Annotated in this window: 8 protein-coding genes; 1 reads left to right on the top strand and 7 read right to left on the bottom strand. The window is 75.0% G+C overall.

Annotated elements, in window-relative coordinates; translation table 11 throughout:
• Nucleotides 1–116: 116 nt before the first annotated feature.
• The 3 genes from NPS70_RS04270 to NPS70_RS04280 form a co-directional block, all read right to left on the bottom strand.
• Nucleotides 117–5,195 carry a DNA repair ATPase gene (locus tag NPS70_RS04270; protein ID WP_256522614.1) on the bottom strand — a complete coding sequence of 1,693 codons (5,079 nt, stop codon included), beginning with the start codon at nt 5,193–5,195 and terminating at the stop codon, nt 117–119.
• Between the two features lie 277 nt (nt 5,196–5,472).
• Entirely contained in the window at nt 5,473–7,557 is a 2,085-nt protein-coding gene (locus NPS70_RS04275) for an SPFH domain-containing protein (protein WP_256522615.1), read from the bottom strand.
• A gap of 102 nt (nt 7,558–7,659) precedes the next feature.
• Nucleotides 7,660–8,316 carry a hypothetical protein gene (locus NPS70_RS04280; protein ID WP_256522616.1) on the bottom strand — a complete coding sequence of 219 codons (657 nt, stop codon included), beginning with the start codon at nt 8,314–8,316 and terminating at the stop codon, nt 7,660–7,662.
• Between the two features lie 202 nt (nt 8,317–8,518).
• Between NPS70_RS04280 and NPS70_RS04285 the strand changes: the two genes are divergently transcribed.
• Nucleotides 8,519–9,577 carry a CdaR family transcriptional regulator gene (locus NPS70_RS04285; RefSeq protein WP_256522618.1) on the top strand — a complete coding sequence of 353 codons (1,059 nt, stop codon included), beginning with the start codon at nt 8,519–8,521 and terminating at the stop codon, nt 9,575–9,577.
• Nucleotides 9,578–9,766: 189 nt separating this feature from the next.
• Here the strand turns inward: NPS70_RS04285 and NPS70_RS04290 are convergent, their stop codons facing one another.
• The 4 genes from NPS70_RS04290 to NPS70_RS04305 all read right to left on the bottom strand — a co-directional run bounded on the left by NPS70_RS04290 (nt 9,767) and on the right by NPS70_RS04305 (nt 13,999).
• On the bottom strand, nt 9,767–10,342 hold the full coding sequence (locus NPS70_RS04290; protein WP_256522622.1) for a TerD family protein: 576 nt from the start codon (nt 10,340–10,342) through the stop codon (nt 9,767–9,769).
• Nucleotides 10,343–10,506: 164 nt separating this feature from the next.
• Nucleotides 10,507–12,561, bottom strand: coding sequence for an ABC transporter permease (locus tag NPS70_RS04295; RefSeq protein ID WP_374211934.1), 2,055 nt, complete (start codon nt 12,559–12,561; stop codon nt 10,507–10,509).
• 71 nt (nt 12,562–12,632) lie between these two features.
• Entirely contained in the window at nt 12,633–13,451 is an 819-nt protein-coding gene (gene modA, locus NPS70_RS04300; protein WP_256522623.1) for a molybdate ABC transporter substrate-binding protein, read from the bottom strand.
• A 152-nt stretch (nt 13,452–13,603) separates the two neighbouring features.
• On the bottom strand, nt 13,604–13,999 hold the full coding sequence (locus NPS70_RS04305; protein WP_256522624.1) for a molybdopterin-binding protein: 396 nt from the start codon (nt 13,997–13,999) through the stop codon (nt 13,604–13,606).
• Between the last annotated feature and the right edge of the window lie 364 nt (nt 14,000–14,363).

Raw genomic sequence — 14,363 nt, forward strand, 5'->3', positions numbered from 1 at the left:
ACCGTCGCCCGCCGTCTTCCGGCCGCCGCGACCGCCCCTCGCGCCGGCCGCCCCGGAACCCGGGGCGGCCGGCCTCCGGCATCCGAGCTCCCGCCCCCCGGCTTCCGGGGCCGCCCTCACCGCGCGTCGGGGGCCGCCCGGCGCGCGGCCGGGTCCGGGTGGGGTCCGCCGGCGGGTGCGGTCCCGGCGACCGGTGCCGCGTGGCGCCCGGCGCCCGACAGCACCGCGCGCGGGTCCACCGCCCTGGTGATCGCCGCCTCGACCGCCGTGATCCGGTCCGCCAGCAGCCCCAGGGCCGCGACCGCCCGGGCCATCGGGTCGCCCTCCGGTCCGCCGAGCGCGAGGGTGCGGACGTAGCGCGCCTTGACCTCCGCCCAGCGTGCCGCCTGCCCGGCGTCGAGTGTCCCCCGCAGTTCGGCGAGCTTGAGCAGGGCGGACTCCGCGCCGCTGGTCAGGGTCTGCGCCTCGCCCGCGTAGTGGTCCTCGATCAGCGCCGCCACCTCGGCGTCGTCCATCACCGGGCTGAGCCGCTCCACGATCTTGTTCATGTTCCGGTACGAGCCCTGGAGGAGGAACGGCGGTTCGCTGCGCGTCTCGTCGCTGCGTGCGGCCGAGGCGATGTAGGCCGCGTTCACCGCCAGCACCGTGCGGCGCGCGGTGAGCACATGCCGCAGGACCGCGAGGACCCGGTCCAGTTCGGCGGGCGGGCAGGGCTGCACCAGCCGGTCCGCACGGGCCGTCGGGTCGCCCTCGGCGAGCCGCACGAGCAGGTCCACGTCCGCGCGGTCGCGTCCGGCGAGCGGCGCCAGCACGGGATGGGAGGTCAGCGCGTTCTCCACGAAGCTCAGGGCGAAGACCCCCTCCTTGCCCGTCAGCACGTCGCCCAGGTTCCAGACGTCGGCGCGGTTGGCGAGCATGTCGGGGATCCGGAAGCGCCGTCCCGACTCCGTGTAGGGGTTGCCGGCCATGCACACGGCGAAGCGCTTGCCCCGCAGGTCGTAGCTGCGGGTCTCGCCGCGCCACACGCCCTCCATGCGCCGCTGGGCGTCGCACAGGGAGATGAACTTCTGCAGCAGCTCCGGCGAGGTGTGCTGGATGTCGTCCAGGTACAGGAGGACGTTGCTGCCCGCCTCCAGGGCGAAGTTGATCTTCTCGACCTCCTGGCGGGCCGTCGCGTTCGGCGCCATGGCGGGGTCGAGCGAGGTCACTCCGTGCCCCAGGGCCGGGCCGTTCACCTTCACGAGCGCCAGGCCCAGCCGGTCGGCCACGTACTCCATCAGCGTCGTCTTGCCGTAGCCGGGCGGGGAGACCAGGAGAAGCAGGCCGTTGCTGTCGGCGCGGCGGGCCTCGCCCGCCGCACCGATCTGCTTGGCCAGGTTGTCGCCGATCAGCGGCAGGTAGACCTCGTCGATCAGCCGGTTGCGCACGAAGGACGGCATCACCCGCGGGCGGTGCTCGTCCAGCCGCAGCCGGTCCCGCTCGGATGCGGCCAGGGCGGCCCGGCGCTGCTGGTAGTCCCGGAAGCCCGGCACCACCACCAGGCGGAAGTGCCGCGTCCTGGAGAGCAGCTCGTCGAGCCGCACGGTCATCGAGCGGCCCTCGATCCGCGGGTGCTCGCCGAGCAGCCCGTCGACGCGCACGGTGAGCGGTGCCTCGCAGGTGTAGCGCTCCAGGCCGGGACACAGCTCGATCGCGACCGCCTCGGCGAGGTCGTCTGCCTCGGCGGGGTCGCTGCCCCCGTCGCCGGTGCCCGCGGACCGGGCGTACGCGCCGAGCCAGTTCTCGACGACCTGGCGCCGGGCCCCGAGGTCGTCCCCGAGACCGGCCAGGTCCTCCGCGTAGCCCGTGCCGGACACCGCCTCCCGGAAGGAGCCGAGAAGGGCGTGTGCCGCGCCGCCCGTGACGAACCCGTCCGGACCGCCCGTCAGCTCCTCGAAGAGGTACTCGGCCGCCAGGTCGCCCCCGTCCGCCGCCGCGCCCGCGCTCCGGTCGCCCCAGGCCCGCAACTCCGCGGCCAGTTCGGCACGGAAGGCGTCGACGGCCGGTGCGAGCCCGAAGGTCTCCCGGGCGCGCGCGAGCGACACGGCCCGACGGGCCCAGGAGCTGCGCCGCTCCTCGTCCGCGCCGTACGCCCAGAACAGCTGGGCCGCCGCCCGGGCCCGGGGCGGGTAGCGCAGCAGCCCCGCGCCGTCGTGCAGCTTCAGCAGCGCCTGGAGCACGAGCACCGCGTCGTGGTCGTGCACACCCCGCTCGTAGCCCTCGTCGTAGGTCCCCTCCGCGGCACGGCGCACCAGGTCGGGGAGGTCGGACCCCGACAGGGCGTCGGCGCCGTGCTCCTCCAGGAGCCGCGCGGCCAGGTGCTCGGAGCGGTAGACGTCCGCGTTCTCGGAGCCGAGCGTCTGCTCCCAGTAGGGCCGGGTACGGGCGAACTCCGCGTCCGTCGCGCCGGTCACCGGAGCGCGGTAGTCCGTACCCGTCAGGGCGAACGCCTGGCCGTCCCCGTGCGGAACCAGCGTCAGCTCCAGCGGCTGGGTGTTCACCGTGAACAGGTGGCGGCCCAGGCGGAGCGCCGAACCGCCCCCGGCGTACAGCTCCGCCCGGTCGCGCAGGGCGCGGGCGGCCTCCTGGCGAGCCGCTCCCAGGCGCCCCTCCAGCTCCTCCGCCCGCGCCCCGTCCCCGAGCCCCCGCAGCTCCTCCGCGGTCCTGCGGACCTTGCCGACCATCGGGTCCGAGGCGAAGTAGGCGTTGACGGCCTCCCGGTCCTCCAGCGACGCCGCCCGCCGGGCGATCGTCTCCAGCACGCGCTCGGCCGACACCGCCAGGCGCTCCGCCCGGCGCGAGCGCGCGTCCACCAGCGCCTGCCGCCGGCCGGCGAAGGCCTCGTAGACCTCGGTGCGCCGGTCGCCCAGCTCCGCCAGGAAGGCGTCCGAGTCCGCGAACCGCGACTCCAGGTCCTCGACGGCCACCAGCAGAAGGGCCAGCTGGGCGTCGCAGGAGCCGGGGTCGGTGGCCGCGGCCAGACCACCGGTCACCGCCTGCCCGAGCAGGGCCAGTTCGGCGGCGAACTCCGCGTGCCCCTCCCGCTCGACCAGCTCGCGGCGGCGCGCGTCGAGTACGGCGCGGGCCCGGTTCACCGCGCCCAGGACCTCGGCGATCCGCTCCAGGACGCCCGTGCGCACCACGGCGTCGCCGAACTCCAGCCCGGTGACCACCTCCGTGAGCGTCCGCAGCCCGCTGTCGATGCCGTCCAGCCGCTCCGCGACCGGTACCGCCGCGGCGGCCGTGGGGACTTCCTCCGCCTGTGCCGACAGCTCCTCGATCTCCTCGCGGTGGCCCGCGAAGGCGTCTGGGCGCTCCAGGAAGGCGATCGCCCGCTGCGCGAACGAGGCGATGTCCGCCTCCGTCCCGGTCACCAGTTCGTCCACGCGTGCGGTGTCCGCGTAGCGCAGTTCGCGCAGCGTCAGCAGCTCGCCCTGCGCACGGCGCAGCTCCGTCAGCCCCTCGACCCAGTCGCCCGCCGTGCGGGGGGTCCCGCCGCGCAGCCGCCGCACCAGCGAGGCGGTCCGCTCGGACGCCTCCGACAGCGCCTCCGTCGCCTGCGCGGTGAGCGCCCGCACCGTCGCGAACTCCTCCACGACCCGGGCCGCGGTGTCCCGCACGGCCTCCAGCGGGGTCCGCAGGTCGACCACCCCGGTGTCGCCGAGCCAGTGGTAGGCGTCGCCCGTCCGCGTCGCGGAGGCCAGCAGCGCCTCGTACACGGCCACGGTCGGGGTCGTCTCCGTCGCGGCCCGGACCACCGACAGGCAGTCGGCCACGGCGCGCACCAGCTCGGCGTTGCCGATCCGGGACAGCGGGCCCTCGCCCGGATCGGCCGCGGCGTGGGTGTCCGACACGAACGGCGAGGCCCAGCGCTGTACCGGGTGCACCCGGGACGGCTCGTCGTCGCGGGGCCGGAGCACCAGCAGGCTGCCGTCCTCGAACAGGGCGTGGCCGCGGCACAGCAGCGGCGCCTCGACCGACTTGCGGATCCTGTTGTACGGCAGCAGCAGGGCGTCGCCGCCGTCCTGCCCGCGGAAGACGAACAGGGTGTCCTCGCCGTTGGGCGAGTGCACCGTCCGCTCGTGGCGCAGCGAGGCCAGCAGCTCCTCGTCGACGTCGAAGGTCCGGGCGGCGCCCGTCGCGGCGAGGCAGTACCCGCCGGGGAACACGATGCCCTGGTCGCCGGGGAGCCGCAGACACGCCTGCCCGACGGCGTCGAGACGGCTGACGGCACCGGTGGTGGTGGCGTAGACGAAGTACCGGTCCCGCTCCTCCTTGTAAGGGCGGACGCGCAGCAGCAGGAGGGGGCCCACGCGGGCGTGCGCGACCTCGGCGTCCGCCAGCGACTGGAGGGGCTCGTCGACCGGCTCGGAGTGGATCCCCTCGTCGGTCTCCGTGTCGTCGGAGGTCTTCAGGGTGAGCGAGCCGCCGGCCGTCGAGACGAACAGGTCACCGCCGACGCCGATGTGCGGGTGGCGGCCGAGGACGTGGTCCTCGCGGGTCGCCGCCGTCCAGGTGACGTCGCAGACGGGCGGGAGCGCGTGGTCGCGCTCGCCGCGCGCGTCGAGGAACCGCGCCCGTACGCCTCCCGCCCCGTCCGCCTCCAGCGCCCAGCGCAGCACGCGGGTGTCACCCGCCTGCGGGGCGCGTCCCCCGGCCGGTGTCCCCGGGGTCCCGCCGCCGGTCCGGAACACCGCCAGCAGCCGGTCCTCCACCACCCTCAGGCGCACCAGGCGGGCGTCCCGGAAGTAGCGGTGCAGCGCCTGGAACTCCTGCCGGAAGGCGTGGTCGTCGAGGAGCCCGGGCACGCTGTCCTCGGGCACCGGTGCCAGGTCGGCGGTGTGCAGGCTCAGGACGTCGCCGACCTCGGCCGTCCCCGCGGCCGTCCCCGCGCGGTCGAACCCGAACAGCACGAACGGCCCCAGGGCGACGATGTCGCGCGGCAGGCCCGCGTGCTCGGTGCGCAGCCTGTCCGTCCCGGTCAGCCGCAGCTCCGTGGAGCCGAAGGCCTCGACGCGGAGCGCGTTCAGCGCCTCGGCCCGGCGGGCCAGCTCCGCGGCCTGCGCCCCGAGCCGGTCGCGCAGCACCTCGTACGCACCGGCCTCCTGCGGGACTGCGTCGCGGTCGGCGGCGGGCCGGGTGGTGGAGGGGGTCATCTGCTGTGCTCGCTTTCCTGCGTCGGCCTCCGGAGAGGGCTCGGACCGCCGGGCCTGCCGGTCGGGCGCCCGGGCCGGGGCCGGCCACGGACAGGCGCCCGTGCGGGCGGTGGACGGGTCCCCGGGTCCGCCGGGCCTCGTGCCCGGGGCGGTGGCGGTGCGGCCGCGATCCGGGGATCCGGCCGGAGGGGCCGGGCCGCACGGCCCGGCCCCGGTCGGGTGCGGGGCCCGGTACTGTCCACCCCCGTGGGTCAGTACCGGGCCCCGCGGCGCGCCGTCAGCTGTGCGACGCGCCGTTCAGGGGGGCGTTCTCGGCGGCGGGCTTCGATCCGCCGAGGACGGAGGCCAGCGGCAGGTCCGCCAGGCCCAGGCGGTCGGCCTCCTTCAGCAGCCGGCCGAGCTGGGCGCCGCCGGTGCCACCGGACCGCATGAGTTCCGTCAGCAGCGCGGACACCGTCAGGTTCTGCACGTCGCCGGTCGAGACGCCGCGCAGGACGGACGTCAGGTCGTCGGTGAAGCTGGAGGACCCGTCCAGCCACGGCCCCGCCAGGGTCCGGGCCGTCTGCGAGTTGGAGACGAAGGCGTCCACGCCCTTGCCGAGCGCGACCGAGGACATGATCCGGTCGAAGAAGACCGACTCCCCTCCGACGATGTTGATGTCGGCGTTCTCCAGACCGGTGGCGAGCACCGTCGCCTGCGCCTCCGCGACCTGGCGCTGCACGTCCAGCCCGGCCATGCGGATGTCCTTCTCCGCCTCCAGGCGCAGCCGGTACTCCTCGTGTCCGCGCGAGGCCTCGTCCAGCGCGGCCATGGCCGCCGCCTTCTCGGTGAGGCCGGCCGCCTCCGCCCGCAGCTTCTCGCCGATGGCGGCCGCGTTCGCGGCGCCCTGGGCGCGGACGCCCTCCGCCTCGGCCAGCAGCCGGGCCTGGGCCGCCTCGGCCTCGGCACGGCCGGTCCGCTCGATCGCGTCCGCCTCCCTCTCGCGGACCTGCGCCGCGGCGAGGCCCTCGGCCGCCGCCTCCGCCTGGACACCCTCCGCCAGCCGGATCTTGGCGCGGGCGTCGAGGTCGGCCGACTTCACCCGGGCCTCCGCCAGCGTGAGCTCCTCGGCCGCACGGTGCACCGCGGCCTGCTCCGCGGCCTCCGCCGCCTTGATGTCCTTGACCAGCTTCTCCTGCGCCTCGGCCTCGGCCGCGATGACGAGGGCCTGGCGCTCCCGCTCGGCCTCCTCCACCGCGCGCAGCCGCTTGATGGACTCCTCCTGCTCGGCGACCGTCCGGTCCACGGCGACCCGCTCGCGCACCACCTCGGCGATCTCGCGGCGCTCCGCCTCGACCTCCTTGTCGGCGGCGATCCGGGTCAGCGAGGTCTCCCGCTCCCGGGCGATGACCTCCAGCAGGCGGTCCTTCTCGATGCGCTCGTTCTCGATGGCGATGACCCGCTCGCGGTTCTTGCCCGCGACGGCCACCTCCCGGGCCTGGTTCTCGCGCTGGACGCCCAGCTGCTCCTCCGTCCGCAGGAACGCGGACTGGGCGCGCAGCCGCTCCTCCTCCACGACCCGCGCGGTCTCGGCCTCCTCGCGGGCCCGCACGGTGTCGATCTCGCGGCGCTGCTTGATCTCGGCGTCCGCCTGCCGGCGCTCCAGCTCCAGGATGGCCTCCCGGGCGTCGACGTTCTGCCGGGTGATCTCCTTCTCCTCCGTGCGCTGGTACTCGTTGGTGCGCACGTGCTCCGTCGCCGTCAGCTCCGTGATCTTCCGGATGCCCTGGGCGTCGAGGACGTTCGAGGGGTCGAGCTGCTTGAGCGGGGTCTGCTCCAGGTAGTCGATGGCCGCGTCCTCCAGGCTGTAGCCGTTGAGGTCGGTGCCGATCACCTGGATGATCCGGTCCCGCAGCTCGTCCCGCTTGGTGTAGAGGTCGGTGAAGTCCATCTGCTTGCCGACGGTCTTCAGCGCCTCGGAGAACTTGGCGTTGAACAGCTCCTGCAGCGTGTCCTTGTCGCTGGCCCGGGCGGTGCCGATCGCCTGGGCGACCTTGACGACGTCCTCGACGGTCTTGTTGACGCGGACGAAGAACGAGATCCGGATGTCGGCGCGGATGTTGTCGCGGCAGATGAGGCCGTCGCGCCCGGCACGGGTGATGTCGATCGTCTTCACCGAGATGTCCATGATCTCGGCCTTGTGCAGCACCGGCAGGACGACCTGACCGGTGAAGGTGACGTCCACCTTCCGCATCTTGGAGACGATCAGTGCCTTGCCCTGCTCGACCTTGCGGAACAGCCGGGTCACGACGAGCAGCAGGCCTACGGCGATGAGCAGGACGGCGGCGACGAGCACGCCGATGCCTGCGGAGATGGAGTCCATGGGAGTCCTCGGGTGAGCGGTGGTCGATGGGGGCGGCCGCGCCGTGGCGGCGCAGGGGCGCCGGCCCGGGACCGGCGGGAGGGTACGACGGGGGCGGGTGCCTCAGGCGGCGGTCGGCATGCCGGTGCCGGGCAGCTCTCCGAAGGGGGAGAAGGGCGCGACCCAGAAGAACTCGCCGTCCTCGTCGAAGGCGTAGAGCAGGGCGGTGGCGCCCGCGGACAGGGCGGGCCCGTCCTCGGCCGGGCCGCCGGCTGCCGGCTGCCGCACCTGGACCAGGGCGGTGGAGCCGTCCGGGGCCGTGACCTCGGCCTGGCCGAACCGGGTGTCCACGCGACCGGTGCGGATGGTGCAGGTCATGCCGATGAAGTCGTGCCGGGACGGCCCGCGTTCCTCGGGGAAGAGCTTCGCGAGCAGCCGCACGAGTCTTCGGGTCACCCGCCAGGAGACCAGGCACGCGAGCAGCAGGACCGCGCAGGCGAGTGCCGCGTGCGGGAGGCCCGTGAGCCCGGATCTGTGCAGCAGGACGGCGCCGCAGAGGCTGGTGAACCAGGCCAGGACGACCAGCAGCGAGGCCGCGACGGCGACGGGTACCCCCGCGAGGCCCGCGGATCCGGCCCCCGCCGACTCCACGTCGGCGTCGAAGGCCCCGGGTTCCGCGGCGCCGAGGAGCACGAGCAGCCAGAAGACGACGACCACCGCGAGAGCGGCGCTGAAGAGGGCGGTGGGGAAGGCGGCCACGGCCGAAAGGAACTCGTTCACCGCTTCACCCCTCTCCCTGGCCATATTGCCGGTTCGCAGCATCCGGCTTTCGCTGCTCTCCGGTGCCCTCCCATGGTGGCAGCCGGATGGACTTGATTACATTGCCGGATTCCGGCAGTGTTGATGCATTCTTTATGCCGGGTCGGCTGCCGGGGGTGCCCGGAAGCCCGGCCCGCACCAACAGGGGGACGGGGCAAGGGAGATGACGACACAGGAGATCTGGGACGCGTATCTGGAGGGGTACGCCGAGATCCTCGCCGCCGTCGGCCGGACGGGCCGGCGGCTCAACCGCGACGAACTCGAGAGCCGCCGTGCGCTGGGCGAGCACGCGGCCGAGGCGGGGCACGGGCTGCGCGCCCTGGTCATCGGGCATCTGGCCGCCACGCGCTCCTCCTGGCCCGACACCACGTCTCCCGACCGGGTGCTGGCCGCCGTCCAGCAGGCCGTGGACGCCTTCGCCGAGGGCTACGAGAGAGCGCAGCGCCTCGCGGTCCGCAAGGAGGAGGCGGCCCGCCGGGAGTTCATCGACGACCTGCTCCACGGGCGAGGTGAGGCGGGCAGGATGGCCCAGCGCGCCGAGCGGTTCGGGCTGCGGCTCGCCCATGCGCACGCCGTGGGCGTGGCCGTGGGCTCCGAGGCGTACGACGACACCCACCCGGTGACCCGCCGGGTCGATGCGGCGCTCTTCGCCCGCTTCGGCGACCGCCGCATCCTGCTCACGACCAAGGATGACCGCCTCATCTGCATCGCCCCCGGCGACCAGGAGGAAGTGGTGCGCTACTTCGCCAAGCAGGCGTACGCGGTCACCGAGGGGAGCGGGCGGGCCGCGATCGGGCGACCGCACCCGGGCCCCGGAGGCGTCGTCCGCTCGTACGAGGAGGCACTCAACGCCCTGAAGCTCGCGGACCGGATGCAGCTCCACGAGCCCGTGCTCTACGCGGCCGACCTGCTGGTCTACCCCGTGCTCACCCGCGACCGCGAGGCGATGGCCGACCTGGTGCGCAGCGCCCTCGGCCCGCTGCGGGAGGCCCGCGGAGGGGCCGAGCCCCTGCTGGAGACCCTCCACGCCTACTTCGACGCAGGCTGCGTCTCCGCCCAGGCCGCCCGCCGGCTCAGCCTGAGCGTGCGCGCCCTCACCTACCGGCTGGAGCGGATCCACCAGCTCACGGGTGCCGACCCGACCGATCCCCAGCACCGCTTCATGCTGCAGACGGCGGCCATCGGGGCCCGCCTCCTGGACTGGCCGAAGAGGGACCTCTGAGCCCGGGGCCGTACCGCCGCTGCGGCGCGGGTGCCCGGCACCAGCCGGCAGCGCGTCCGTGCCGTGCGCACCAGGCCCCTGCTCCGGCCCGCCCGGACGCGCCCGGAGGCGGGACTCCCGGCCTCGGCTGCCGGCCGGCCCGCGCGGGCCGGCCGGGGACCTGCGGGCCGGGTCGTCCCGCCCACAGGATCAGATGTTGACGCCGAAGTCCTGGGCGATACCGCGCAGTCCGGAGGCGTATCCCTGCCCCACGGCGCGGAACTTCCACTCCGCGCCGCTGCGGTACAGCTCGCCGAAGACCATGGCCGTCTCCGTCGAGGCGTCCTCGCTGAGGTCGTAGCGGGCGAGCTCCGCGCCGCCCGCCTGGTTGACCACGCGGATGAAGGCGTTGCGCACCTGGCCGAAGGACTGCCCCCGGCTCTCGCCCTCGTGGATCGACACCGGGAAGACGATCTTGTCCACCTGGGCGGCCACGTTCGCCAGGTCGACCTTGATCTGCTCGTCGTCGCCCTCGCCCTCGCCCGTGAGGTTGTCGCCCGTGTGCTCGACCGAAGCGTCGGGGCTCTTGAGGTTGTTGAAGAAGACGAAGTGCTGGTCGCTCAGGACCTTGCCGCCCGCATCGACCAGGAGGGCGCTGGCGTCCAGGTCGAAGTCCGTGCCCGTGGTGGTCCGTACGTCCCAGCCGAGTCCCACGATCACCGCGGACAGGCCGGGGGCCTCCTTGGTCAGCGAGACATTGCCGCCCTTGGAAAGGCTCACACCCATGGAAATCCCCTGCTCAATCCGGCGCGGTCAGCGCCACTTGACGACTTCTTTGCCCAACCGGACCAACGCCCGGCCACCCCGCCCGGTTCCCGCTGCCGCGAGGAGGCGCTCATTTCACCTGTACGGCGTATCCGGGCGGCGGTCCCCCGGCGATCGCGCCCTGCTCAGCGCACCACCGTCGTCACCTCGGTGGCCTTGACGCTCGTCCACACCTCGACCCCGTCCGCCAGTCCCAGCTCCGCGGCGGCCTGCGGCGTGACCTCCGCGACCAGGTCCGGCACGCCCGGGGAGGCGACCAGCACCCGCAGCCTGGACCCCGAGACGGTCATCTCCCTGACCACGCCCGGCCAGACGTTGCGCGGACTTCCGCCCGGCCGCTCCCGGTGGAGGGCCACCGCCTCGGGCGGGATGATCGCCAGTGCCTCCGCGCCGGTCGGCGGCGGGTCCGCCGCGACCAGCACGCCGCCGCCCGGCAGCGCGAGCCCCCGGTCCGTCGCCGTGCCGGACCAGGCGTTGCGGCCCAGCATCCGCGCCACCCACACCGAGCGGGGATGCCGGGTCACCTCCTCGGGCGGTGCGTCCTGAAGCGCCCGCCCCCCGTCCAGCACCAGCACGCGGTCGGCCAGTGAGACCGCCTCGACGGGATCGTGGGTCACGATCAGGCAGACGCCCCCGTAGCCCGCGAGGTGCGTCCGCAGCGTGTGGCGGACCTGCGCCCGGGTGGTCTGGTCGAGCGCGGCCAGCGGCTCGTCGAGCAGCAGCAGCCGGGGCCGGGCCGCGAGCGCCCGCGCCAGGGCCACCCGCCCGGCCTGGCCACCGGACAGCTGCCCCGGGCGGCGTCCCGCCAGTTCGCCCACACCGAGCCGGTCCAGCCACTGCTGCGCGCTCCGGCGGGCCTGCGCCCGGCCCACTCCCCGGGCCCGCAGTCCGTACGCCGTGTTGGCCAGCGCCGTCATGTGCGGGAACAGCGCGCCGTCCTGCGGGACCCAGGCGACCCCCCGGCGGTGCGGCGGCCGTGCCGTCACATCGGACCCGCCGAGCACCAGCACCGCCGAGGAGCGGTCGGTCAGGCCCAGCAGTGCGCGCAGCAGCGTCGTCTTCCCCGCACCGTTGGGGCCGACGACCGCGATGGTGGTGCCCGGTGGGGCGTCCAGGGTCAGCTCGTCGAAGCCGGTCACCTCGGCGTGCAGCGCCCAGCGCTCCCGCGCGCCGTCCGGCGCGGGTTCCCCCCGGGCCTGCGGGTCCCCCTCCTCGGGCCCCGGCTCCCTCACCCCCGCCGCGGGCCGCTCCCCCCGCGGCGCGGCCCCGTCCGCCGGGCCGTCCCCCGGCCCGGGCCCCGCCTGCGCGGCGCGGCCCCGGCGCCGGTCGCCGCCGTCCGCCGGGGTGCCCGTCCAGCGGCCGCGCAGCGCGACCAGCACGGCCATGGCCACGGCGAGCAGCAGCAGGCTCACCGAGGTCGCGGCCGTGGGCTGCTCCTGGAGGAGCAGGTACACCTGGAGCGGCAGCGTCTGCGTCGTCCCCGGAAGGTTCCCCGCGAAGGTGATGGTCGCGCCGAACTCGCCGAGCGCCCGCGCCCAGGTCAGTGCCGCCCCCGCGAGCAGCCCCGGTGCCACCATCGGCAGCGTCACGGTGAGGAAGACGCGCAGCGGCGACGCGCCGAGCGAGGCCGCGGTCTCCTCGTACCGGGGCCGCAGCCCGCCCAGTGCCCCTTCGAGGCTGATCACCAGGAACGGCATCGCCACGAAGGTGGCCGCCAGCACCGCGCCGGAGGTGTGGAAGGGCAGCGTCAGTCCGAAGACGTCCTCCAGCCACGGCCCGAGGAGCCCCCTTCTGCCGAAGGCCAGCAGCAGTGCCACGCCGCCCACAGTGGGCGGCAGCACCATCGGCAGCAGGACCAGCGAGCGGACCACGGCCTTGCCCCGGAAGGGCACACGGGCCAGCAGCCAGGCGAGCGGCACCCCGAGGAGGAGCGACAGGCCGAGGGCCCAGAAGGAGACCACGACCGACAGCCGCAGCGCCTGTGTGGTGCCGGAGCTGGTCAGATGGGTGCCCAGTTCGCTCCACTCGGTGCGGGCGAGGACCCCGGCGAGCGGCAGGACGAGCAGGCCGACGGCCAGCGCCGCGGGGATCGCCAGGGGAAGCGGGACACGGCTGCGGACCGGCCCTTCGGACCCCCTGCGGCCCTGGGGGCGGCGGAAGCGGGCGAGCGGTCGCGTCACGGTCCTCGGACTCCTTGGTCGCACGGTCGTCCCGGGCCGTCCGGCCGGGGACGCTGGCCGCTTCCCGCAGGCTACGGCTGCTGGAAGCCCGCGGCCTGCAGGATCCTCTGCGCCTCGGGCCCGGACAGCCAGGCGACGAAGGCCCGGGACGCGGCCGCGTGCTCCGAGGCGTCCAGGGTCGCCGCCGGGTACTCGGCGATCGCGTTCTGCGCGTCCGGGATCTCCACGGCGTCGACCGTGCCGGCGGCCGCCGCGGTGTCGGTGCGGTAGACGAGTCCCGCGTCCGCCTCGCCGAGCGCGACCTTGCTCAGCACGGCGCGCACGCTCGGCTCCTGCGACACCGGCCGCACGGTGACCGCGCGGGCGTCGAGGATCTTCCGGCTGTACCGGCCCACGGGGACCTCGGGCGCCGCGAGCACCACCTTCAGACCGGGGCCGGCGAGGTCCTCCAGCGCGTCGATGCCGTGCGGGTTCCCCTGCTCCGTCGCGATCACCAGGCGGTTCTTCGCGATGACGGCCGGATCCCCGGTCTCCGCGGCGAGTCCGTCCATCGTCGCCGTGTCGGCTGTGACGATCGCGTCCGCGGGAGCGCCCTGGCGCACCTGCGCCGCGAGCTCCTGCGAGCCGGCGAAGGAGAAGGCGATCTCCGTGCCGGGGTGGGCCTCCTCGTAGGCGGCGCCGACCTGCTCGAACACATCGGTGAGCGAGGCGGCGGCGAGCACGGTGAGCCGGGCCCGGAGGTCCCCCGCGGTCCCTTCGGCGGACGCTCCGCCGGACGTCCCCGCCGCGTCGTTCCCGCCACCTCCGCAGGCGGCCAGCGGGCCGAGCAGCAGGGCGGCGGCCAGGGCCGCGGCCACCCGTCGTCGGGAGGGGGAGGAGGTGGGGGACACGGCGAGCTGCTCCTTGGGTACGCGGGCGGCGGGACCGCCCGGGCGGATGGCGAAGCGCTGCGCCGGTGACGGGCGACGCCGCTGCGGTACGACCGCCCGCCGGGCCCCGCGCGGGGCCCGGGCCCCGGTGGGCCTCCGAGCGGAGCGGACGCTCAGGTGCGGTCGATGTGGACGTTGGTCGACTTCACCCGGGCGGTGGCCCGCATGCCGACCTCCAGCCCCAGCTCCTCGACGGCCTCCCTGGTCAGAAGGGAGACGAGGCGGTGCGGCCCGGCCTGGACCTCGACCTGGGCGGCCACGTCGCCGAGCTTCACCGCGGTGACGATCCCGGCGAAGGCGTTCCGGGCCGTGGTGTACGGCACCTCGTCCTCGGTGGCGCTGTTCCGGGCCACCTCGACCGAGAGGGCGGCCAGGTCGCGGCCGTCGATCAGGCGCCGGCCGCTGTCGTCGCGGTGGGTCGCGACGCGGCCCGCATCGGCCCAGCGGCGCGCGGTGTCGGCACTGACGCCGAGCAGACGGGCCGCCTGCCCGATGGTGTAGGACTGCATATGCGTCAACATAGGCCCTCAAGGCTGGCATCTGCAAGCACTTGAGTGATCGCACACGGCAGATGCGTGATCCTCGGATTTTGCTCCACTGGCGCCGGTGCAGGTGCCCGGCGTACCGGAGGCGCGTGGGCGAGCGGCGGCCCCGGGGCCGCAGGGCGGCGGCGGCCGAGGGGTGTGCCCGGGCGGGGGAGCGCCGGGGCGGGGCGGGAGTGCTGACGCCGCGGGCCGCGACCGCCGGGTCGGACCGCCGCATCCGGCACCGCACGCCCGTCGGCGACCAAGTCGCCCACCGACAACCCGGATGTGTAGATTTGTACCGCGGGTACGCCGCTGCCAGGCGCGCACACGGTCGCGCCGACGCGCA

The sequence above is a fragment of the Streptomyces sp. C10-9-1 genome, assembly GCF_024497955.1.
Lineage (GTDB): Bacteria > Actinomycetota > Actinomycetes > Streptomycetales > Streptomycetaceae > Streptomyces > Streptomyces sanyensis.

What these genes read in the sequence shown, in the direction of transcription:
- NPS70_RS04270 (WP_256522614.1), bottom strand. Translation starts at nt 5,195, where the DNA reads ATGACCCCCTCCACCACCCGGCCCGCCGCCGACCGCGACGCAGTCCCG.
- NPS70_RS04285 (WP_256522618.1), top strand. Translation starts at nt 8,519, where the DNA reads ATGACGACACAGGAGATCTGGGACGCGTATCTGGAGGGGTACGCCGAG.
- NPS70_RS04275 (WP_256522615.1), bottom strand. Translation starts at nt 7,557, where the DNA reads ATGGACTCCATCTCCGCAGGCATCGGCGTGCTCGTCGCCGCCGTCCTG.
- NPS70_RS04305 (WP_256522624.1), bottom strand. Translation starts at nt 13,999, where the DNA reads ATGCAGTCCTACACCATCGGGCAGGCGGCCCGTCTGCTCGGCGTCAGT.
- NPS70_RS04290 (WP_256522622.1), bottom strand. Translation starts at nt 10,342, where the DNA reads ATGGGTGTGAGCCTTTCCAAGGGCGGCAATGTCTCGCTGACCAAGGAG.